The following is a 21,392-nucleotide window of genomic DNA, read 5'->3' as shown; positions in this document are numbered from 1 at the left end:
TGATAATGGAGCATAGCGGGATCGAACCGCTGACCTCTACGCTGCCAGCGTAGCGCTCTCCCAGCTGAGCTAATGCCCCGATGTGTTACGACATAACTTATTATAATCAATCCTCCTGTAAAATTCAAGCTGTAAAACACAAACACCCCGGCTATTTTTCTTTCTGATCAATCGGAATATAGTCAAAGATGTCTCCCGAATGAACCGAGTGGGCTAATCGTCTAAGCCAGTCATAATAGGCTTTTGAGCTTTCAAGCTGTTCAATGAGCTGTTTCGCTTCCTCTCTTTCATGTTCCTCCGCCTGATCATCACGAGTTACATCTTGAAGGCGTTCTTGCGCTTCTTCAATCGCTGCTAGATTAACCTCGACCTCTCGTTCCCATTTTTGCGGGAAGAAGTTCATGAAAAACTTAAAAAAGTCTTTCTCAGCAACAAAGCTGTGTTTTCTTCGGCCGCGGTGGAAGGTCTTTTTGACAATATTCATGTCTTGCAGTTTTTTCACACCCGTACTCATACTAGGCTTACTCATTTGCAGCTCTTCACGCATTTCATCCAGCGTCATTTCCTCATTTAAATACATCGTCCCATATAGAATACCCGCACTTCTAGTAATGCCATAGAGATCCATTGTTTCAGCGATGGAATCAATGACGAGATCTTTAGCAGCTAAAATGCGTTCTTCTGCTTGTGGCTGTTCCTGCTTTTTCATCTTGTCCCTGCTTTCTATTAAGTGAATTCAATACGTTCAAAAAAATCTTTATGGACTATATGTTAACGAAAGAATGCAAAATGTCAAAATAAAAGAAGCATATCCCCCTTTGACAGAAAAATTTGAACATGTTAAGTTAATTATGTTCAAAACGTTAAATTTTTATTTAACAAACTTACCAAAGAGAATCAGAGGAGGTTCCTTCTATGAGTCAAACACTATTTATCGATGGACAATGGGTTGGCGCTAAGAGTGGCGACACAAGAGATATCATCAATCCATTTAATCAAGAAGTGATCGCGACAGTCAGTGAAGGATCAAGAAATGACGCGCAGTTAGCCATTAAGGCAGCGAGAAAAACCTTCGATCAAGGTGATTGGGCAAACATGCCTGGACTTGAAAGAGGAAATATTGTGTTTAAAATTGCTGAATTGATTAGGCGAGACCTAGATGAATTAGCCAAATTAGAATCACTTGATACCGGCAAAACATTAGAAGAAAGCAAAGCGGATATGGACGATATTGCGAACGTGTTCCAATATTATGCGGGGCTTGCTGATAAGGATGGCGGGGAAATCATTGCATCGCCTATTCCAAACTCAAAAAGTGAATTAGTCCGAGAACCTGTCGGTGTATGCGGTCAAATCACTCCTTGGAACTATCCATTGCTTCAAGCGAGCTGGAAAATCGCTCCTGCACTTGCAGCTGGAAATACAATCGTACTAAAGCCAAGTGAAATTACACCATTAACCACGATCAAAGTTTTCAAACTTATGGAAGAAGCGGGTGTTCCAGCAGGCGTTGCCAACTTAGTACTTGGACCTGGAGCAACTGTTGGAGATGAGCTGGCTGTCAATGACCAAGTCGATTTAATTTCATTCACAGGCGGTATTGAAACAGGTAAGAAAATCATGCAGGGAGCCAGCGGGAATGTGAAGAAAATCGCCCTTGAGCTCGGCGGGAAAAACCCGAATATCGTCTTTCAAGATGCTGATTTAGACGTAGCGGTTGACCAGGCAATGAATGCTGTGTTTTTCCATGCAGGGCAAGTGTGTTCAGCAGGTTCACGCTTGTTAGTGGAAGAATCTATTCATGATGAATTTTTAGAAGAACTGGTGAAGCGTACGAAAAAAATCAAGCTAGGCAACGGCTTTGATGAAGGAACCCAGAGCGGACCGCTCATCTCAGCTGAGCATCGAGAAAAAGTAGAAAAATACGTCAGCATCGGTTTAGACGAAGGCGCAACATTAGAAACAGGTGGGAAACGACCTGAAGCAGAGGAGCTTCAAAAAGGGTTCTTCTACTTGCCGACGATTTTCTCAGGCTGTACATCAGACATGCGAATTGTACAGGAAGAAGTGTTTGGACCAGTCCTCACTGTCGAATCCTTCCGATCAGAGGAAGAAGTCATCGAGCTGGCAAATGACACGATTTATGGTTTAGCAGGAGCGGTGTGGTCTTCTGATATCGGCAAAGCCGAACGAGTGGCTCGTCAATTAAGATTAGGCACGGTATGGATCAACGACTTCCATCCTTATTTTGCCCAAGCACCGTGGGGCGGGTATAAACAATCAGGTCTTGGACGTGAATTAGGACGTACGGGCCTTGAAGAATATACGGAACTAAAACATTTATATCGAAATACAAAACCAGAAGCGGTTCATTGGTTTAAATAAATATCACTTATCTGGAGGAGATTCTATATGACTTTAAATATGAAAATTGAAAGCATGCAAAAATTCCATACGTTTGAAATTCCGACTGTTATCAAGCATGGCATTGGGGCAGTGAAACATGTTGGGGAAGAAGTGAAAGCATACGGCGTTTCAAAGGTATTGCTTGTCACAGATCCTGGTATTTATCAAGCGGGTGTTGTGGATCCAGTGATTGCTTCATTAAAAGAAGCGCAAGTTGATGTGGTTCTATTTAATAAAGTAGAACCAAACCCGCCAGTCCGTTTAGTGAATGAAGGATCTGCGTTATATGAAAAAGAAGGCTGTAATGGTTTAGTCGCAGTAGGCGGCGGAAGCTCAATGGATACAGCGAAGGCTATTGGTGTGGAAGCGACTCATGAAGGATCAGTTCTTGATTACGAAGCGGCTGAGGGGAAAAAACCGCTTGAAAATAGAATCCCTCCGTTAACCACAATTCCGACAACGGCTGGTACAGGTTCAGAGGTCACGCAGTGGGCAGTGATTACTGACGAAGAAAGGGAATTCAAATTCAACACAGGTGGCCCACTCATTGCAGCTCACCTAACAGTGATTGACCCTGAGCTTCATGTATCTATGCCGCCGCATGTGACGGCTATGACGGGTATCGATGCGCTTGCGCACGCGATCGAATGCTATACGATGAAGTTTGCTCAGCCAATTACAGATGCGGTAGCGCTCATGGCCATTGAATATGCTGCTCATTATATTCGCCGTGCCTTTGCTGATGGAGAGGATTTAGAAGCAAGATATGGAATGGCACAAGCTGCGATGCTTGCAGGACTTTCCTATGGAAGTGAATCAGCTGGTGCAGCCCATGCGATGAGTCAAACGCTTGGGGGTATTATTCCTGTCGCACATGGCCAATGTGTAGCGGCAATGATGGGACCTGTCATGGAATATAACTGGAAAGGGTACCCAGAGAAGTTCGCTCGAATTGCGCAAGCATTCGGAATTGATACAAGCAGAATGACAACAGAGGAAGCTGCAAAAGCAGCAGTGAATTGGATGTATGATTTAGTGGAAGACCTAGAAGTTCCTTCATTAGAAGAACAAGGTGTACCAAAAGATATGATCGACCGTTTATCTAAAGAAGCAATGAAAGATCCGCAAACAGTTGGAAACCCAAGAGACCTCAACGAAAAAGCATACAACTGGATTTACGCTCGCTGCTTTGATTTAACACCTAAAACAGTGTAACAATGAAAAAAGGCTCCCAAAAGGGAGTCTTTTTTACATCTTATAGCTGTTCTTTAATTTCTTTAATTTGATGAATATGGCGCTTTTCATGTGCGCCGATAAAATCAAGGTATTGCTTTAATGAAAGTTCTTCAAACACAGGATGTGCAATCACGCGTTTGAAATCTTCCTCTGTAAACGTTGATAAAATTTGATTTAATTTCTCACGAGCTGTATCAAGCTCATCTTTTAAATGTGTAGGTGTCACATGCTTGCGCTCTGGCTCAACAATACTAGGCGCAGTGGCTTTTCTTGAACGATCCTCTGCCATTTCCACCGGCTTTGGCTCATATTCTTTAATCGGTGCTTTTTTCCCCTCGGCAGCTAGATGTTTTGCTGCAACTAGGTCCATCTTCTTTAAATGATCTGCCACCTCTTGAATACTCCAAGTATCATCAGATAATTTTTGATTCAATTGTTCTTCGTTCAAACCTTGCAGCTCTTGCCACAATTCTTGTCTTGCATCATGTAATAAACTCATTTTCATCACCTCAAGATCAAATTTTAACATACTGGTACATGACAATCATTCTTGAGCTATCGTTGAATTCCTTTGAAGAATTGTGAGGAAATTTGAAACCTTTACAAAAGTGGTTCGTATTACCTGTTAGAAGGAATACACTTGGATGTGAGCATGGTCTAAATGAATGAAAGGCTGCTCATTTCATAAAGAAAGGGTGAGGAAGATGGATGTGTTTGGGCTGCCTCTTCAGACGCTGTACTTATACATATTGATGGTATCAGGAATCCTGACGCTTGTTTTCGTCTTTTTTGGCGATGTATTTGATGGATTGTTTGAAGCGATTCCTGTCCCGTTCCTTCAACCAACATTGATCCTCGCATTTCTTACCTTTTTCTCGGCTGGAGGATTTATCTCTGAAAAAACAGCAATTGTAGGAAGTGGACTTGGCGCAGTATTATCTACCATTCTCGCAGTGGTTCTCGTTACTTGTTTAAATGTATTTGTCTTAGTCCCGCTTTCCTCTGCTGAAGAATCTCTTTCATATACGGAGGCCGACCTAAAAGGAAGAACTGGGGAGATCATTGTATCTGTACCAAAAGATGGGTTTGGAGAAGTGCTGTTAATTAGTAACAGCGGGAAAATCTCAAAGCCTGCCGTCAGTTTCGACGAAGAGGAGATTCCATATGGAACCCGGGTGCTGGTCGTCGAAGTGAACAAAGGCGTGTTATCTGTTATACCAAATGAAGAAATCTAGGAGGGAATGCTATGCCAGGAACAACCATATTAATTATTATTGGAATTGTACTTGTGATTCTCATTGCACTTATTGGTGTATTTGTTTCGAAATACCGGACAGCTGGTCCAGATGAAGCATTAATCGTCACAGGAAGTTACCTCGGAAGTAAAAATGTCCACGTGGATGAAGGTGGAAACAAGATTAAGATTGTAAGAGGTGGAGGTACCTTTGTACTCCCTGTTTTTCAACAAGCAGAGCCGCTCAGCTTACTATCTAGCAAGCTAGATGTTTCAACGCCTGAAGTCTATACTGAACAAGGTGTACCAGTCATGGCCGATGGAACGGCGATCATTAAAATTGGCGGATCAATTGAAGAAATCGCCACTGCGGCAGAGCAGTTTTTAGGGAAAACAAAAGAAGATCGTGAAAATGAAGCAAGAGAAGTACTAGAAGGACACCTTCGCTCCATTTTAGGGTCAATGACAGTTGAAGAGATTTATAAAAACAGAGAGAAATTCTCTCAAGAAGTACAGCGTGTCGCTTCTCAAGATCTAGCGAAAATGGGTCTTGTCATTGTATCGTTTACAATCAAAGATGTCCGTGATAAAAATGGCTATTTAGAATCACTAGGTAAACCTAGAATTGCTCAAGTGAAACGCGATGCAGATATTGCAACAGCAGAAGCAGATAAAGAAACACGTATCAAACGTGCAGAAGCAGATAAAGATGCGAAGAAATCTGAGCTTGAGCGTGCCACTGAAATCGCTGAAGCAGAAAAAATCAATGAGCTGAAAAGAGCAGAATTCAGACGTGAACAAGATACAGCAAAAGCAAGCGCCGACCAAGCGTACGATCTTGAAACAGCTCGTAATCGTCAGCATGTAACTGAACAAGAAATGCAAGTCAAAATCATTGAACGTCAGAAGCAAATTGAATTAGAAGAAAAAGAGATCCAGCGTCGTGAGCGTCAATACGATTCTGAAGTGAAAAAGAAAGCAGATGCGGACCGTTATGCTGTTGAGCAGTCGGCTGCGGCGGAAAAAGCGAAGCGTCTTGCAGAAGCAGATGCGAAGAAATACAGCATTGAAGCAATGGCAAAAGCAGAAGCAGAGAAAGTTCGGATTGACGGGCTTGCCAAAGCGGAAGCCGATCGTGCAAAAGGGGAAACAGAAGCAGAAGTCATTAGGTTGAAAGGACTTGCGGAAGCAGAAGCGAAAGAGAAAATTGCAGAAGCATTCGAACAGTATGGTCAAGCGGCGATTCTTGATATGATTGTGAAAATGCTACCTGAATATGCGAAACAAGTATCTGCTCCACTTTCTAACATTGATAAAATTACAGTTGTTGATACAGGTGGTAACGGGGAAGGCAGCGGCGCCAACAAAGTGACCGGCTATGCGACAAACCTTATGTCCAGTCTTCAAGAAAGTCTGAAAGCTTCTTCTGGAATTGATGTTAAAGAAATTATTGAGAATTTCTCTGGCAAAGGCAATGTGAAACAAAGCATCCAAGAACTGACGAATGAAATCAAACAGCCAAGAAAAAAAGAAATCGCTGATCGTCAAATAGAAGAATAAAAATCAAAAGACACCTTCTGATAGAGGGTGTCTATTTTACTTGGGGCACATGCCGGTCTCTTTTGATAGATGAAGAAAGATTCACAAGAATGCCTGCGGATATCATCATGAACACCAATGAAGATCCGCCGTAGCTAATAAAGGGAAGAGGAATGCCTGTAATGGGGAGAAGCCCAAAGACAGCTCCTAGATTAAAGACTGCTTGAATCATGATTTGAAAAGTAAGCCCGATCGTTAATAGCTTTCCAAATGGATCTTGTAAACCTTGAACGATTCGAACGGCGCGATACATGATGAGTAGGTAGGCACCCAACACAAACGACAGCCCCATGATTCCCAGCTCTTCACTGATGATGGCCATAATAAAATCTGTATGGGCTTCAGGAAGAAATCCTAGTTTTTGAATGCTTCCGCCTAAACCATTCCCGGTAAGCCCTCCTGAATTCATGGCGAGATAAGAATGGATCAGCTGATAACCATCTCCATCCTCATACATGAAAGGATCACGAAAAGAAGTGATTCGTTTCAAGCGATAAGGAGCGGTCACAGCAAAAAAAGTGATCCCTGCCGCAGCCGTCGAACCTAGTAGAATGAGGTGGCGTGTTTTAAGTCCAGCACATAATAAGACGATACCACAGCTCAATAAAATAGAAACTGCTGTACCTAAATCTGGCTGTTTTAAAATCAATAAAAAAGCTAGACTTAAAAGAAGAAGTGGAGGCAGTACTCCTTTTTTAAAGGATGTAATGTACGCTTGTTTCCTTGCATATACATAGGCAAAATAGATGATCATCACTAATTTCACAGCCTCAGACGGCTGGATGATCAGAGAGCCCAATTGAATCCATCGCTGTGAATTGTTTTTGACAACACCAATTCCAGGAAGCAGGACAAGGATAAGACATAACAATGACAGCATCACAAGCCACCGAATATATTTACGGTAAGCTTGATATGGAACCAGGGCCGCAGCGATAAAAAAGAAGAACCCAATCAAAAGCCATTGCCACTGTTTCATGAAGAAGTAGCTGCCCTGTCCATATTTTATTTCGCCTAAAGGATAACTCGCACTGTACACCATCAGTAATCCAAAGAAACAAAGACAAACAATCGTCCCAGCAAGAATGTGGTCGATTTTTTTTAGGTGAGAAAGAATCAATGACATCACCTTCAATCCCAGTTACGTCCAAACATGTAGGATGAGGACCTCAGATTGACACTAAACACAAGGCCGATGGCGATCATATTGGTTAAAAGCGCACTGCCCCCATAGCTGATAAAAGGAAGGGCAAGACCAGTCACAGGCATTAGCCCTACTGTCATCCCAACGTTTTGGAAGACTTGAAAGACGATCAGCCCAACCACCCCAGCACATATATACAGCCCATAAAGGGTATTCGCATGCATAGCCACATGAATCATTCGATAGACCATCATAAGATATAAACAGATCAATAGGGAGGCGCCGATAAAACCAAACTCCTCACCAATAACTGCAAATATAAAATCTGTGTGGGCTTCAGGGATATTTCCCCCTTGTACTTGATTTCCTTTTGTATAACCGCTTCCTGATAATTGTCCTGACCCAATGCCAAGCATTGCTTGTTTCAGTTGATACCCATATGTCGAATCAAATTCATCTGGGGAGAGCCACCCATAAATGCGATCAAGCTGATGAGGTTTAATCACTTTTGTAAAGTGCTCAAAATGTTCATTGTGCAAGTAGGTCAAAAATGCAAGAAGCCCAAGAAAAGAAGCGATTAATGCAGCGATCATCTTACTTGAAATGCCTGACACAAGCATCAGTGTAAAAGCTATAGACAAGATCACAAGTGCCGTTCCCAAATCTGGCTGAATTAAAATCAGGAAAAAAGGAACAGCGGTCCAGCATATGATTTTCATTGTGGGAATCATGCTTTCTTTAAACGCAAAGCGCTGATGTTTGTATCGATTTAAAATAGCCGCTAACAGAAGAATGACAAAAATTTTCATAAATTCTGATGGTTGCACTTTCATGGGCCCAAAGCTGATCCATCTTTGGGAGCCATTTTGATTCGTGCCAAAAAAATGAACGAGAATGATGAGGAAAAGACCACCTGCAAATAATCGAAAAGATAAACGCTCAAGCAGTTCATAATCAAAGTAAGCAACTGCCGCCATAAGGCCAAAACCGACGATATACCAGAAAACTTGTCTTTTGACGAAATAAAACATATCTTGCGTTTCATACTGTCCCGATCCGCTATACACAGCCAGCAGGCTGATCACAAAGAAGCAAATGACAGTGAATAATAATGCGAAGTCAATGCTGTTCTGTTTTTTCATGTCTCCGTCACCTGCTATGACCTATTTGTCAGCTGGTTTAATACGACCTGCACCGCTGCAGCGTCATCAATATAGCCGATCGGAAAAATATAATCTGGTATTAAATCAACGGGCATAATGAAGTAAAGTAATGCGCCTCCCATCAACATCAATTCTCGAGAAGTACCCCGTGCGCTCATGAACGAGCTGTACATGCTTTTCAATTGATCAAGAAATGGCCCAACACCGCTTATCGTGTCTATCTTTTTTTCAAACTTTGCTGAGATCGTTTCTTTTCCCTCGTCTGATTGACTATAGGTCTCATATTCATTTAACTTCTGTTTCAATTCATTCTCGCTGAACGTTCCGTCATAGACATCATGATCTTTCAGCGTTCGCTCAATCTCTTCTACCGCTTGAATGAACGTATCACCGTGAACTCTTTCGTTTTTAATTGAAAATCCAGCCGTGATCAATAGATGATCTAAAGAAATGTGTAGAGCATCTGAAAGCCGCTGTAAATGGTTCAAAGTCGGTTTTCTTTTTCCGTTCATGATTCTAGACAGTGTGGCTTTATCAATTTCTGTTTGTGTACTCAGTTCTCTTAATGAAAGAGAACGTATTTGCAGTTGTTCTTTTAAAAACTGCCGAAGCTCAGTTGTTTTAAATTCCATCTCTTTCCTCACCCTTTTCATAAAGTTCAACTCTTTAATAGAAGAAGTCGTACCCAATATATAGGGGTGTTGACAAAATGTCAACGAATATCCATTAGGGATTGAATTTTATAAAATAGCAACTTATCATATGAAACATAGAGTAGGAAATTGCTAAAAGGGGTGTTCAGATGAAGGTTAGACATGCAGTACATAATGATATTCCTAAAATTGCCGAAATTCATGTGAAGAGCTGGCAAACGACTTATCACGGCATTATTTCACAAGAGTATTTAGATGCTTTGAATGTAGAGGAGCGGGAAGAGAGCTGGAGAAGCAGGTCGCTTGAAGGCACGTTTGTCGCAGAGGATGCTGACGGAGTATTTGGTTTTGCTTCCTTCGGAAAACAGCGTGATGAGAGATATTCAATATATGATGGTGAGCTTTATGCCATCTATTTGTTGCAGAGAAAACAGAAATCAGGAGCGGGTATGGCTTTGATTGCAAAAGGTGTGGATTATTTAATAGAGAAAGGCTATCAGAATATGCTGCTCTGGGTATTTGAGCAAAATTCAGCAAAGCAATTTTATCAAAAGCTTCAACCTAGTTTTGCCGTCACCAGCCAGTTCGAGCTGGCTGGTGAGAAACATGAGGAAATAGGGTATGGATGGGAACTGTCTGTACTAAGTGATCATGTTCAACAAATTATATCGTCAGCTTCCAATAATAATGAGAGAAAAAAGTAAAAAGGGTGGCGAGTAAAATATAAGATATAAAAGGAGAAGCCTCTACTTTCCCTTTCACACCTGCTATTTTTAATGCCTCATAGAAACTTGCCAAAAAGTAGGCGAGACTGAGGATGTAACAGCACAGCATAATGGAGTAAGGATTCATTGTCGTACCTCCAGCATGAAATCTTCTACTATTAATAGATTCAATAGAGCAGCAAATTATGCATAAAAAAATAACCCGCTGAAGCAGCTGGGTTATTTTTGTTGAGGGAAAACCAAACGAGACGCACTAGGGATGAGTAAACAAAGAACAATACTACAAATGATAAATGAAGGAACCATATATGTGCTGTTATAAACTAATGAATACACCCATCCTGGTGTTCCTTTTGGTGCATATTGAGAAAAGAAAACTACGCCTGAAATAAAGAACGTCAGCAGCCTGAAAAAACTGGCGACAAATACAGCTAGGATAATATAGAAGAATTGTTTCTTTCGCTTTTTATCCTGAATGGCTTTTTTAATTGATCCTGAGAATAGCCCGCTTAAACAAATCACAACAGATGCGACAAAGTAATCGAGAAATCCTTGTACAGGTGTAGCAATAATAGGATTGTTCATCAGCTGCAGTCCTGCGATTAACACACCGATGATAAATCCAGCAGACACGCCCCATCTAATGGACATGAGGATGACAGGAATCATGATCAGTGCAATTGACCCGCCGTTTGGCATTCTTAAAAAGAGACCTGATAAATAATCTAAAACAAGTGCAAGAGAAGTCATGATGGCGATCTCCATCAGTCGTACTAATTGATTTGATTGCTGCATAAAAAAATCCCCTTTTCACGAATTGTGCAAGGAGAGACCATGTCAGGATGAGTATGTGATTCATAGAAAAACATATCGGCTTGAATACAATGCATGTATGCAAGTGATTCCACATTCCTACTTCAGTATTAACTGACAGGTTCAAAGGGTCAGAACAACGAATTGTTCACTCTCAGCACAAAGCTCCCCCTGCGGTTATTTAATTTCAATCTATTATAAATATACTAAAGACCTACAGGATCAACAATAGTGAATTACGGAGTTAAGCCCTTTTTGTACGAATATATAGGAAGAGATCAAGAAAAATAAATTATTTAGAAAAAATACTTGTTTCTTCTTTTAAAAGGTGTTATATTTGTATTCGCCGCTGAAACAGCGCGGTTGAGAAATAACATTCAAGAAAAAAGTTGTTGACTTCATCTTGATAGAATGTTATATTAATAAAGTCGCCTCTGAGCGAAAATGAAGATGATCTTTGAAAACTAAACAAGACAAAACGTACCTGTTAATTCGAGTTTTTATAAAAAAATCCTATGATACTTCATAGGTAGTCAGTCAGACTGACGAGGCAGGAAATGATCACATGCTAAGTTCGCTACATCGTGTAGCAACGCATGTGTGATATGCATCCTGCATACCTCGGAGAGTTTGATCCTGGCTCAGGACGAACGCTGGCGGCGTGCCTAATACATGCAAGTCGAGCGGACAGAAGGGAGCTTGCTCCCGGATGTTAGCGGCGGACGGGTGAGTAACACGTGGGTAACCTGCCTGTAAGACTGGGATAACTCCGGGAAACCGGAGCTAATACCGGATAGTTCCTTGAACCGCATGGTTCAAGGATGAAAGACGGTTTCGGCTGTCACTTACAGATGGACCCGCGGCGCATTAGCTAGTTGGTGAGGTAACGGCTCACCAAGGCGACGATGCGTAGCCGACCTGAGAGGGTGATCGGCCACACTGGGACTGAGACACGGCCCAGACTCCTACGGGAGGCAGCAGTAGGGAATCTTCCGCAATGGACGAAAGTCTGACGGAGCAACGCCGCGTGAGTGATGAAGGTTTTCGGATCGTAAAGCTCTGTTGTTAGGGAAGAACAAGTGCAAGAGTAACTGCTTGCACCTTGACGGTACCTAACCAGAAAGCCACGGCTAACTACGTGCCAGCAGCCGCGGTAATACGTAGGTGGCAAGCGTTGTCCGGAATTATTGGGCGTAAAGGGCTCGCAGGCGGTTTCTTAAGTCTGATGTGAAAGCCCCCGGCTCAACCGGGGAGGGTCATTGGAAACTGGGAAACTTGAGTGCAGAAGAGGAGAGTGGAATTCCACGTGTAGCGGTGAAATGCGTAGAGATGTGGAGGAACACCAGTGGCGAAGGCGACTCTCTGGTCTGTAACTGACGCTGAGGAGCGAAAGCGTGGGGAGCGAACAGGATTAGATACCCTGGTAGTCCACGCCGTAAACGATGAGTGCTAAGTGTTAGGGGGTTTCCGCCCCTTAGTGCTGCAGCTAACGCATTAAGCACTCCGCCTGGGGAGTACGGTCGCAAGACTGAAACTCAAAGGAATTGACGGGGGCCCGCACAAGCGGTGGAGCATGTGGTTTAATTCGAAGCAACGCGAAGAACCTTACCAGGTCTTGACATCCTCTGACAACCCTAGAGATAGGGCTTTCCCTTCGGGGACAGAGTGACAGGTGGTGCATGGTTGTCGTCAGCTCGTGTCGTGAGATGTTGGGTTAAGTCCCGCAACGAGCGCAACCCTTGATCTTAGTTGCCAGCATTCAGTTGGGCACTCTAAGGTGACTGCCGGTGACAAACCGGAGGAAGGTGGGGATGACGTCAAATCATCATGCCCCTTATGACCTGGGCTACACACGTGCTACAATGGACAGAACAAAGGGCTGCGAGACCGCAAGGTTTAGCCAATCCCACAAATCTGTTCTCAGTTCGGATCGCAGTCTGCAACTCGACTGCGTGAAGCTGGAATCGCTAGTAATCGCGGATCAGCATGCCGCGGTGAATACGTTCCCGGGCCTTGTACACACCGCCCGTCACACCACGAGAGTTTGCAACACCCGAAGTCGGTGAGGTAACCTTTATGGAGCCAGCCGCCGAAGGTGGGGCAGATGATTGGGGTGAAGTCGTAACAAGGTAGCCGTATCGGAAGGTGCGGCTGGATCACCTCCTTTCTAAGGATATATGGAGCAGCGTGCGTTTTTCGTCTTGTTTAGTTTTGAAGGATCATTCCTTCAAACATGTCTCTAGCGAGACAGGATTGTTCTTTGAAAACTAGATAACAATAAGTAATACATTCACATTGAATGCAATGCAAAGTTCATCACACATAGTGATTCTTTCTAAAGTAAGAAATGGTTAAGTTAGAAAGGGCGCACGGTGGATGCCTTGGCACTAGGAGCCGATGAAGGACGGGACGAACACCGATATGCTTCGGGGAGCTGTAAGCAAGCTTTGATCCGGAGATTTCCGAATGGGGAAACCCACTGCTCGTAATGGAGTAGTATCCATACTTGAATACATAGAGTATGAGAAGGCATACCCGGGGAACTGAAACATCTAAGTACCCGGAGGAAGAGAAAGCAAATGCGATTCCCTGAGTAGCGGCGAGCGAAACGGGAACAGCCCAAACCAAGAGGCTTGCCTCTTGGGGTTGTAGGACACTCTATACGGAGTTACAAAGGAACGATATAAGCGAAGAGGTCTGGAAAGGCCCGCCAAAGAAGGTAACAGCCCTGTAACTGAAATGTTGTTCTCTCCAGAGTGGATCCTGAGTACGGCGGAACACGTGAAATTCCGTCGGAATCCGGGAGGACCATCTCCCAAGGCTAAATACTCCCTAGTGACCGATAGTGAACCAGTACCGTGAGGGAAAGGTGAAAAGCACCCCGGAAGGGGAGTGAAATAGATCCTGAAACCGTGTGCCTACAAGTAGTCAGAGCCCGTTAACGGGTGATGGCGTGCCTTTTGTAGAATGAACCGGCGAGTTACGATCCCGTGCAAGGTTAAGCAGAAGATGCGGAGCCGCAGCGAAAGCGAGTCTGAATAGGGCGCATGAGTACGTGGTCGTAGACCCGAAACCAGGTGATCTACCCATGTCCAGGGTGAAGTTCAGGTAACACTGAATGGAGGCCCGAACCCACGCACGTTGAAAAGTGCGGGGATGAGGTGTGGGTAGGGGTGAAATGCCAATCGAACCTGGAGATAGCTGGTTCTCTCCGAAATAGCTTTAGGGCTAGCCTCAAGGTAAGAGTCTCGGAGGTAGAGCACTGATTGGACTAGGGGCCCCTACCGGGTTACCGAATTCAGTCAAACTCCGAATGCCGATGACTTATCCTTGGGAGTCAGACTGCGAGTGATAAGATCCGTAGTCGAAAGGGAAACAGCCCAGACCGCCAGCTAAGGTCCCAAAGTATACGTTAAGTGGAAAAGGATGTGGAGTTGCTTAGACAACCAGGATGTTGGCTTAGAAGCAGCCACCATTTAAAGAGTGCGTAATAGCTCACTGGTCGAGTGACTCTGCGCCGAAAATGTACCGGGGCTAAACGTATCACCGAAGCTGCGGACTGTTCTTACGAACAGTGGTAGGAGAGCGTTCTAAGTGCAGTGAAGTCAGACCGGAAGGACTGGTGGAGCGCTTAGAAGTGAGAATGCCGGTATGAGTAGCGAAAGACGGGTGAGAATCCCGTCCACCGAATGCCTAAGGTTTCCTGAGGAAGGCTCGTCCGCTCAGGGTTAGTCGGGACCTAAGCCGAGGCCGAAAGGCGTAGGCGATGGACAACAGGTTGATATTCCTGTACCACCTCCTCACCATTTGAGCAATGGGGGGACGCAGGAGGATAGGGTAAGCGCGGTATTGGATATCCGCGTCCAAGCAGTTAGGCTGGGAAATAGGCAAATCCGTTTCCCGTGAAGGCTGAGCTGTGATGGCGAGCGAAATTTAGTAGCGAAGTTCCTGATTCCACACTGCCAAGAAAAGCCTCTAGCGAGGTGAGAGGTGCCCGTACCGCAAACCGACACAGGTAGGCGAGGAGAGAATCCTAAGGTGATCGAGAGAACTCTCGTTAAGGAACTCGGCAAAATGACCCCGTAACTTCGGGAGAAGGGGTGCTTCTTAGGGTGTTAAAGCCCCGAGAAGCCGCAGTGAATAGGCCCAGGCGACTGTTTAGCAAAAACACAGGTCTCTGCGAAGCCGTAAGGCGAAGTATAGGGGCTGACGCCTGCCCGGTGCTGGAAGGTTAAGAGGAGCGCTTAGCGTAAGCGAAGGTGCGAATTGAAGCCCCAGTAAACGGCGGCCGTAACTATAACGGTCCTAAGGTAGCGAAATTCCTTGTCGGGTAAGTTCCGACCCGCACGAAAGGCGCAACGATCTGGGCACTGTCTCAACGAGAGACTCGGTGAAATTATAGTACCTGTGAAGATGCAGGTTACCCGCGACAGGACGGAAAGACCCCGTGGAGCTTTACTGCAGCCTGATATTGAATGTTGGTACAGCTTGTACAGGATAGGTAGGAGCCTTGGAAACCGGAGCGCTAGCTTCGGTGGAGGCATCGGTGGGATACTACCCTGGCTGTATTGACCTTCTAACCCGCTGCCCTTATCGGGCAGGGAGACAGTGTCAGGTGGGCAGTTTGACTGGGGCGGTCGCCTCCTAAAATGTAACGGAGGCGCCCAAAGGTTCCCTCAGAATGGTTGGAAATCATTCGCAGAGTGTAAAGGCACAAGGGAGCTTGACTGCGAGACCTACAAGTCGAGCAGGGACGAAAGTCGGGCTTAGTGATCCGGTGGTTCCGCATGGAAGGGCCATCGCTCAACGGATAAAAGCTACCCCGGGGATAACAGGCTTATCTCCCCCAAGAGTCCACATCGACGGGGAGGTTTGGCACCTCGATGTCGGCTCATCGCATCCTGGGGCTGTAGTCGGTCCCAAGGGTTGGGCTGTTCGCCCATTAAAGCGGTACGCGAGCTGGGTTCAGAACGTCGTGAGACAGTTCGGTCCCTATCCGTCGCGGGCGCAGGAAATTTGAGAGGAGCTGTCCTTAGTACGAGAGGACCGGGATGGACGCACCGCTGGTGTACCAGTTGTTCTGCCAAGGGCATCGCTGGGTAGCTATGTGCGGACGGGATAAGTGCTGAAAGCATCTAAGCATGAAGCCCCCCTCAAGATGAGATTTCCCATTCCGCTAGGAAGTAAGATCCCTGAAAGATGATCAGGTTGATAGGTCTGAGGTGGAAGCGTGGTGACACGTGGAGCTGACAGATACTAATAGATCGAGGACTTAACCTATATTTTAATGTGAAAAATGAACATTGTTATCTAGTTTTGAGAGAACATTCTCTCCATCAGGTTTGGTGGCGATAGCGAAGAGGTCACACCCGTTCCCATACCGAACACGGAAGTTAAGCTCTTCAGCGCCGATGGTAGTTGGGGGTTTCCCCCTGTGAGAGTAGGACGCCGCCAAGCTTTTCAAAGGATCAGTTCCAGTCGGAACTGGTCTTTTTTGTGTTTTTTGAAAGAAGATGAACCTAATTATGTTGTATGAATCAGATTGATTTAATTGACGACAAGTGTGCAGATGCTCTCAAACAACGAGAAAGTCTGTGAAGCATGTTCACTTTTAAATGTAGAGAAAAATAATAGAGAGAAAGAATAGCAGGTGTATAGTCAAAACATTCATTGCGTTTAACAGTTAAAATGAAGAAATATCTATATCATTAAAGTATAAAAATTGAAAGGCTGCTGATATTTTTAAAGGATTTACTCGTTTTTAAAGAGAATATAGAGAAGAGAAATACAGCTGTTAATCGCTGAATTGAAGCTATTTTGACTGGTAACATAAACATCATCTGTTAAAAGAAATACGTTATGAAAAATGAAATAAAATTTTTTTAATATAGCCTTTACAAATGAGTAAAACCTGTATATAATAATCTTTGTCGGATCGAGAGATTCCTACATAGTGGAGGATTAGCTCAGCTGGGAGAGCATCTGCCTTACAAGCAGAGGGTCGGCGGTTCGAGCCCGTCATCCTCCACCATATTTATTCTTACATAATGTTAGGATAGATAAAGCCGGTGTAGCTCAACTGGTAGAGCAACTGACTTGTAATCAGTAGGTTGGGGGTTCAAGTCCTCTTGCCGGCACCACTTTCATATGGTAAGATAGACAAGTCGCTTTAAAAGCGAGCCATTAGCTCAGTTGGTAGAGCATCTGACTTTTAATCAGAGGGTCGAAGGTTCGAGTCCTTCATGGCTCACCATTTTCATGCGGGTGTGGCGGAATTGGCAGACGCGCTAGACTTAGGATCTAGTGTCTTTATGACGTGGGGGTTCAAGTCCCTTCACCCGCATTGCCAAACAACATAAAGAAATCCTGTAATGCGGAAGTAGTTCAGTGGTAGAACACCACCTTGCCAAGGTGGGGGTCGCGGGTTCGAATCCCGTCTTCCGCTTATACCATCCACGCCGGGGTGGTGGAATTGGCAGACACACAGGACTTAAAATCCTGCGGTAGGTGACTACCGTGCCGGTTCAAGTCCGGCCCTCGGCATTATAAAATAAGCGCCCGTAGCTCAATTGGATAGAGCGTTTGACTACGGATCAAAAGGTTAGGGGTTCGACTCCTCTCGGGCGCGCCATTAAGATCGGGAAGTAGCTCAGCTTGGTAGAGCACTTGGTTTGGGACCAAGGGGTCGCAGGTTCGAATCCTGTCTTCCCGACCATCTTTATGGGGCCTTAGCTCAGCTGGGAGAGCGCCTGCCTTGCACGCAGGAGGTCAGCGGTTCGATCCCGCTAGGCTCCACTTTTTAAAAGATTATTTTATATCATGGCGGTGTAGCTCAGCTGGCTAGAGCGTACGGTTCATACCCGTGAGGTCGGGGGTTCGATCCCCTCCGCCGCTATAAAGGACCTTTAGCTCAGTTGGTTAGAGCAGACGGCTCATAACCGTCCGGTCGTAGGTTCGAGTCCTACAAGGTCCACCATCTATACGGAGGAATACCCAAGTCCGGCTGAAGGGATCGGTCTTGAAAACCGACAGGGGTGTCAAAGCCCGCGGGGGTTCGAATCCCTCTTCCTCCGCCATATTTTTAAAAAATGATATCATCGCGGGGTGGAGCAGTTCGGTAGCTCGTCGGGCTCATAACCCGAAGGTCGCAGGTTCAAATCCTGCCCCCGCAACCAAATTTTTTCTCTATTGGTCCGGTAGTTCAGTTGGTTAGAATGCCTGCCTGTCACGCAGGAGGTCGCGGGTTCGAGTCCCGTCCGGACCGCCATTTTCAAATGAATACATGGCTCGGTAGCTCAGTTGGTAGAGCAACGGACTGAAAATCCGTGTGTCGGCGGTTCGATTCCGTCCCGAGCCACTTTTACAAATAAATATCAGTATGGCGGTTGTGGCGAAGTGGTTAACGCACCAGATTGTGGCTCTGGCACTCGTGGGTTCGATTCCCATCAATCGCCCCATACATATTTTTGCGGGTGTAGTTTAGTGGTAAAACCTCAGCCTTCCAAGCTGATGTCGTGGGTTCGATTCCCATCACCCGCTCCATTTGCATATCGTTCATGGGCCTGTAGCTCAGCTGGTTAGAGCGCACGCCTGATAAGCGTGAGGTCGGTGGTTCGAGTCCACTCAGGCCCACCATGACTTTCCGCAGTAGCTCAGTGGTAGAGCTATCGGCTGTTAACCGATCGGTCGTAGGTTCGAATCCTACCTGCGGAGCCAAATGGAGAAGTACTCAAGTGGCTGAAGAGGCGCCCCTGCTAAGGGTGTAGGTCGCGCAAGCGGCGCGAGGGTTCAAATCCCTCCTTCTCCGCCATTTTTCTGGCCCGTTGGTCAAGCGGTTAAGACACCGCCCTTTCACGGCGGTAACACGGGTTCGAATCCCGTACGGGTCATTTTTTAAAGAGGTCTAATAAAGACCTCTTTTTTATTTTCCGCAAAACGAAAGACCGCCATCATAGCGGTCTTTTTTTACATATTCATGGAATAGATCGTATAAGACAAGTATGTCGCAAAGAATCCCCATAAAACATAAGGAATCAATAAAATTGGGACAACATTGCTTAGTTTACGTGAGACGATGACAAGCGCGAGTGCTGTCAGTGCTACAAGCAGGCAGTCGATCGTGGCTGCAAATAAATCTTTTTGTGTAAATTGAAAAAAGCTAAAGGCTTGATTGAATACATAATTTAGAAGAAAAAGAATCCAAAATGGTAATGTGATTTTTTGAAAACCATACTTTGCATAAATGATGGCGGCAGATAACGAAATGAGGGCGAATAAGACAGCCCAGACCGCACCGATGACACCACCACTAGGTGTCCATTCAGGTTTATTTAGTGCGTCATACCATTCTCTGTCGATAGGGAACAGGAACCCTGCAATAGAAAATAATGCGTATGTAATAAAGAAGACGATAACCGCCCAAATGATACTTTTTTTAGCCATCCAGAAATCTCCTCCCAATCAATTCACTCTTCAACTTATTTCCCAATTATTACATGATATAAACATCAAGCCCCCAATATGTGGGGACTAATGATTTTTTTTAGTATAAGGTTCTTCTTCGTACGGTTTCAAGTCACCAAACACCGTCATGACGCCTTCTTCATCTAATGATTCTTCATAAGCTTCGTGTGCTTTATTTGGATAGACCTTGCTTGCTTTACCTTCAATATCAGCAGCTGCAAACCCTTCGTAGTCTTCCACATAATCATCATCTTCTGATTGTGTATACACATCATCGTAAGTCAATGGAGGAAATTCCATATCGGATGGGGTATCAGAGTTCCCATAGCGTTCTACGTCTTGGTAGGCATCTTCTCCATCATATGAAGCACTTTCTTCATTTTCAAATTGCCCTGAGGGAGGACTTAATAAGTCCTCTTCAATGGGACGGTTTTGTGAAACGGTCTGTTCTTTTGAATGCTCTGTGCATGTGACGGCGGTGGGAAGGGCTTCTAAGCGTTCTTTAGGAATAGGGGCTTTACACACTTTACACAAACCATAAGAGCCGTCTGCCATTGCTTGGAGTGCTTCATTGATATCGGACAGATGCTCATGTTCCAAACTGTTTAAGGCAATGTCTTTTCCGCGTTCGAATAGTTCTGTTCCTTGGTCGCCAGGGTGGTTATCATAGGCTGACAGTTCGCCCACTGAATCATAAGGAAATGATACTTTCTGTTCATCGTCATGGCTTTTGGCTTCAATTTCTTGTTTTTCATCGAGAAGTCGCTGCTTCAACTGATGTAATTCGTTTTTAGACAACAAAGCGATCACCCTTTCATATCAAACATATTGTTAGTATGAGCAAATTTTTATGTAAGACTTGTGCCAATTTGAAGCAATTCTTCAATAAAAAACGCCTGCGGCTGCAGGCGTTTCGTGTTATGCAAGATAGTATTGTAAGATCAATGCGATCGTTAACAGGAAACCAAAAAACGTATTGGTTTGTGCTGTCGACTTCATGGCATTCATTAATTCAATTGGTTTTTCTTTTTGCTTAAATTCTTTAATGGCTGTATAAGCTTTTGGCACACTGAGTAAGACAAGAAGACTCCAAAGACCCACGATATCCATAAAGATATAAACAAAAATGAGTACATATGAGATCACAAACATGGAAAGTAGGATGTTGACTGCCGCTTTACGTCCAGCTAGGATAGCAAGTGTCTTTCGTCCATTCTCTTTATCACCGTCTAAATCACGGATATTGTTCGACAGTAAGATGGCACCAACTAAAATAGAGATGGGTAATGAAATGAGCACAGCTTTTGATGTCAATGTTCCTGTTTGGATATAGAAACTAATTAAAATGATGCCTAGTCCCATAAAAGCACCTGATACAAGTTCTCCAAATGGTGTATAAGCAATTGGTACAGGGCCGCCGGTATAAAAATAGCCTGCTGCCATACAAATTAGTCCTATGAGTGCAATCCACCAGCTAGACATCATGCAAATATAGATCCCAAGTAATAAAGAAAGCGCGAATAAGGCATAAGCGAGGCCTAAAACTGTTTTTGGTTTTACACCGTTTCTCACGATCGCTCCGCCGATACCGACAGATTTCTCATTGTCCAATCCGCGAACATAATCAAAGTACTCATTAAACATGTTCGTTGCAATTTGGATAAACATCGATGCAAATAGCATAGCTAAAAATAGCCCAACATGTATCTGACCACTCGGAAGTGCTAGGACAGTTCCTAAAGTAACGGGAATAAATGCCGCTGTTAATGTATGCGGTCGTAGTAAATTCCACCAAATCCGCCAGTTCTTATCAGGCTTAATTGGTGAAAGCTGATCTGATATCGATTGATGCTGCATAAAATATACTCCTTTAAATAAAAAAATACGTACACGTCCAAATTCCAGTTTAGCAAAGTTCAAAAAGGTGTCAATATATTGATGCGATGAAACAAGAAA

At 44.5% G+C, this 21,392-nt stretch carries 14 protein-coding genes, 22 tRNA genes, 3 rRNA genes and 1 riboswitch; of the genes, 29 read left to right on the top strand and 10 right to left on the bottom strand.

The annotated features are described in order from the left end of the window. Positions 1–6: 6 nt before the first annotated feature. A tRNA-Ala gene (locus ABG082_RS14205) sits at positions 7–79 on the bottom strand. Positions 80–151: 72 nt separating this feature from the next. After that, the gene (locus tag ABG082_RS14200) at positions 152–709 is read right to left on the bottom strand and encodes a GbsR/MarR family transcriptional regulator (RefSeq protein WP_008344054.1); all 558 of its coding nucleotides are present in this window, start codon (positions 707–709) and stop codon (positions 152–154) included. Positions 710–915: 206 nt separating this feature from the next. On the opposite strand from ABG082_RS14200, the gene betB reads away from it, so the two are divergent. Together betB and ABG082_RS14190 are read left to right on the top strand one after the other, a co-directional pair. Further along, on the top strand, positions 916–2,385 hold the full coding sequence (gene betB, locus ABG082_RS14195) for a betaine-aldehyde dehydrogenase (RefSeq protein ID WP_008344052.1): 1,470 nt from the start codon (positions 916–918) through the stop codon (positions 2,383–2,385). Between the two features lie 27 nt (positions 2,386–2,412). Beyond that, positions 2,413–3,621, top strand: coding sequence for an iron-containing alcohol dehydrogenase (locus tag ABG082_RS14190; protein ID WP_008344050.1), 1,209 nt, complete (start codon positions 2,413–2,415; stop codon positions 3,619–3,621). A 40-nt stretch (positions 3,622–3,661) separates the two neighbouring features. On the opposite strand, the gene ABG082_RS14185 is transcribed toward ABG082_RS14190, so the two are convergent. Next, a complete protein-coding gene (locus ABG082_RS14185; RefSeq protein ID WP_019743389.1) occupies positions 3,662–4,141 on the bottom strand; it encodes a DinB family protein in 480 nt (159 codons plus the stop codon). A gap of 205 nt (positions 4,142–4,346) precedes the next feature. Here ABG082_RS14185 and ABG082_RS14180 point away from each other — a divergent pair, with 205 nt between their 5' ends. Further along, the gene (locus ABG082_RS14180) at positions 4,347–4,877 is read left to right on the top strand and encodes a hypothetical protein (RefSeq protein ID WP_056702380.1); all 531 of its coding nucleotides are present in this window, start codon (positions 4,347–4,349) and stop codon (positions 4,875–4,877) included. Between the two features lie 11 nt (positions 4,878–4,888). Further along, positions 4,889–6,436: a flotillin family protein gene (locus tag ABG082_RS14175; RefSeq protein WP_008344044.1), complete on the top strand. Its 1,548-nt coding sequence runs from the start codon at positions 4,889–4,891 to the stop codon at positions 6,434–6,436. A gap of 31 nt (positions 6,437–6,467) precedes the next feature. Here the strand turns inward: ABG082_RS14175 and ftsW are convergent, their stop codons facing one another. Genes ftsW through ABG082_RS14160 form a run of 3 tightly spaced genes read right to left on the bottom strand, consistent with a single transcriptional unit; the run spans position 6,468 to position 9,414 of the window. Continuing rightward, positions 6,468–7,610, bottom strand: a complete 1,143-nt coding sequence (ftsW, locus tag ABG082_RS14170; RefSeq protein ID WP_317327844.1) for a putative lipid II flippase FtsW — start codon at positions 7,608–7,610, stop codon at positions 6,468–6,470. After that, the gene (rodA, locus tag ABG082_RS14165; RefSeq protein ID WP_348936197.1) at positions 7,607–8,761 is read right to left on the bottom strand and encodes a rod shape-determining protein RodA; all 1,155 of its coding nucleotides are present in this window, start codon (positions 8,759–8,761) and stop codon (positions 7,607–7,609) included. The genes ftsW and rodA overlap by 4 nt, the downstream gene beginning before the upstream one ends. A gap of 14 nt (positions 8,762–8,775) precedes the next feature. After that, positions 8,776–9,414: a DUF1232 domain-containing protein gene (locus ABG082_RS14160; RefSeq protein WP_169476055.1), complete on the bottom strand. Its 639-nt coding sequence runs from the start codon at positions 9,412–9,414 to the stop codon at positions 8,776–8,778. Between the two features lie 170 nt (positions 9,415–9,584). Here ABG082_RS14160 and ABG082_RS14155 point away from each other — a divergent pair, with 170 nt between their 5' ends. Then, the gene (locus tag ABG082_RS14155) at positions 9,585–10,139 is read left to right on the top strand and encodes a GNAT family N-acetyltransferase (RefSeq protein ID WP_050826534.1); all 555 of its coding nucleotides are present in this window, start codon (positions 9,585–9,587) and stop codon (positions 10,137–10,139) included. Positions 10,140–10,379: 240 nt separating this feature from the next. Here the strand turns inward: ABG082_RS14155 and thiT are convergent, their stop codons facing one another. Further along, entirely contained in the window at positions 10,380–10,955 is a 576-nt protein-coding gene (gene thiT, locus ABG082_RS14150; protein WP_060781330.1) for an energy-coupled thiamine transporter ThiT, read from the bottom strand. A gap of 97 nt (positions 10,956–11,052) precedes the next feature. Then, a riboswitch (TPP riboswitch) is annotated at positions 11,053–11,155 on the bottom strand. 436 nt (positions 11,156–11,591) lie between these two features. Between thiT and ABG082_RS14145 the strand changes: the two genes are divergently transcribed. The 24 genes from ABG082_RS14145 to ABG082_RS14030 all read left to right on the top strand — a co-directional run bounded on the left by ABG082_RS14145 (position 11,592) and on the right by ABG082_RS14030 (position 18,862). Continuing rightward, positions 11,592–13,140: ribosomal RNA gene (locus tag ABG082_RS14145) — 16S ribosomal RNA — on the top strand. A gap of 182 nt (positions 13,141–13,322) precedes the next feature. Then, a 23S ribosomal RNA gene (locus ABG082_RS14140) occupies positions 13,323–16,253 on the top strand. A 61-nt stretch (positions 16,254–16,314) separates the two neighbouring features. Further along, positions 16,315–16,430 (top strand): 5S ribosomal RNA (gene rrf, locus ABG082_RS14135). Together the 16S, 23S and 5S rRNA genes with 21 tRNA genes alongside form the textbook arrangement of a ribosomal RNA operon. Before the next feature lie 498 nt (positions 16,431–16,928). After that, positions 16,929–17,004: transfer RNA gene (locus tag ABG082_RS14130), tRNA-Val, on the top strand. Positions 17,005–17,037: 33 nt separating this feature from the next. Continuing rightward, a tRNA-Thr gene (locus tag ABG082_RS14125) sits at positions 17,038–17,113 on the top strand. A 37-nt stretch (positions 17,114–17,150) separates the two neighbouring features. Beyond that, positions 17,151–17,226 (top strand) — tRNA-Lys (locus ABG082_RS14120). 7 nt (positions 17,227–17,233) lie between these two features. Then, positions 17,234–17,316, top strand: a tRNA-Leu gene (locus ABG082_RS14115). A gap of 30 nt (positions 17,317–17,346) precedes the next feature. Further along, positions 17,347–17,418 (top strand) — tRNA-Gly (locus ABG082_RS14110). 12 nt (positions 17,419–17,430) lie between these two features. Next, a tRNA-Leu gene (locus ABG082_RS14105) sits at positions 17,431–17,516 on the top strand. An 11-nt stretch (positions 17,517–17,527) separates the two neighbouring features. Next, positions 17,528–17,604, top strand: a tRNA-Arg gene (locus ABG082_RS14100). Positions 17,605–17,611: 7 nt separating this feature from the next. Further along, a tRNA-Pro gene (locus ABG082_RS14095) sits at positions 17,612–17,688 on the top strand. Between the two features lie 7 nt (positions 17,689–17,695). Continuing rightward, positions 17,696–17,768 (top strand) — tRNA-Ala (locus ABG082_RS14090). Between the two features lie 26 nt (positions 17,769–17,794). Continuing rightward, positions 17,795–17,868, top strand: a tRNA-Met gene (locus ABG082_RS14085). 4 nt (positions 17,869–17,872) lie between these two features. Further along, positions 17,873–17,949 (top strand) — tRNA-Ile (locus ABG082_RS14080). Between the two features lie 7 nt (positions 17,950–17,956). Next, positions 17,957–18,049: transfer RNA gene (locus ABG082_RS14075), tRNA-Ser, on the top strand. Positions 18,050–18,071: 22 nt separating this feature from the next. After that, positions 18,072–18,148 (top strand) — tRNA-Met (locus tag ABG082_RS14070). Between the two features lie 15 nt (positions 18,149–18,163). After that, positions 18,164–18,240: transfer RNA gene (locus ABG082_RS14065), tRNA-Asp, on the top strand. 17 nt (positions 18,241–18,257) lie between these two features. Continuing rightward, positions 18,258–18,330, top strand: a tRNA-Phe gene (locus ABG082_RS14060). 24 nt (positions 18,331–18,354) lie between these two features. After that, positions 18,355–18,430 (top strand) — tRNA-His (locus ABG082_RS14055). Positions 18,431–18,441: 11 nt separating this feature from the next. Beyond that, positions 18,442–18,515: transfer RNA gene (locus ABG082_RS14050), tRNA-Gly, on the top strand. A gap of 16 nt (positions 18,516–18,531) precedes the next feature. Continuing rightward, positions 18,532–18,608: transfer RNA gene (locus tag ABG082_RS14045), tRNA-Ile, on the top strand. A gap of 6 nt (positions 18,609–18,614) precedes the next feature. Continuing rightward, positions 18,615–18,689: transfer RNA gene (locus ABG082_RS14040), tRNA-Asn, on the top strand. A 3-nt stretch (positions 18,690–18,692) separates the two neighbouring features. Then, positions 18,693–18,783: transfer RNA gene (locus ABG082_RS14035), tRNA-Ser, on the top strand. A 7-nt stretch (positions 18,784–18,790) separates the two neighbouring features. Then, a tRNA-Glu gene (locus tag ABG082_RS14030) sits at positions 18,791–18,862 on the top strand. Positions 18,863–18,938: 76 nt separating this feature from the next. On the opposite strand, the gene ABG082_RS14025 is transcribed toward ABG082_RS14030, so the two are convergent. The 3 genes from ABG082_RS14025 to ABG082_RS14015 all read right to left on the bottom strand — a co-directional run bounded on the left by ABG082_RS14025 (position 18,939) and on the right by ABG082_RS14015 (position 21,293). Continuing rightward, positions 18,939–19,415 (bottom strand): tryptophan-rich sensory protein, encoded by a 477-nt coding sequence (locus ABG082_RS14025; protein ID WP_008342900.1) that lies wholly within the window; start codon positions 19,413–19,415, stop codon positions 18,939–18,941. A gap of 87 nt (positions 19,416–19,502) precedes the next feature. Then, the gene (locus ABG082_RS14020) at positions 19,503–20,237 is read right to left on the bottom strand and encodes a TraR/DksA C4-type zinc finger protein (RefSeq protein WP_348936196.1); all 735 of its coding nucleotides are present in this window, start codon (positions 20,235–20,237) and stop codon (positions 19,503–19,505) included. Between the two features lie 117 nt (positions 20,238–20,354). Further along, entirely contained in the window at positions 20,355–21,293 is a 939-nt protein-coding gene (locus ABG082_RS14015; RefSeq protein ID WP_017358382.1) for a 1,4-dihydroxy-2-naphthoate polyprenyltransferase, read from the bottom strand. Positions 21,294–21,392 lie beyond the last annotated feature (99 nt).

This window comes from Bacillus sp. BS1807G30, assembly GCF_040047675.1.
Taxonomy (GTDB): domain Bacteria; phylum Bacillota; class Bacilli; order Bacillales; family Bacillaceae; genus Bacillus; species Bacillus altitudinis.
Note: the sequence above shows the minus strand (reverse complement) of the source record. Positions and strands in the feature narration are given on the sequence as shown.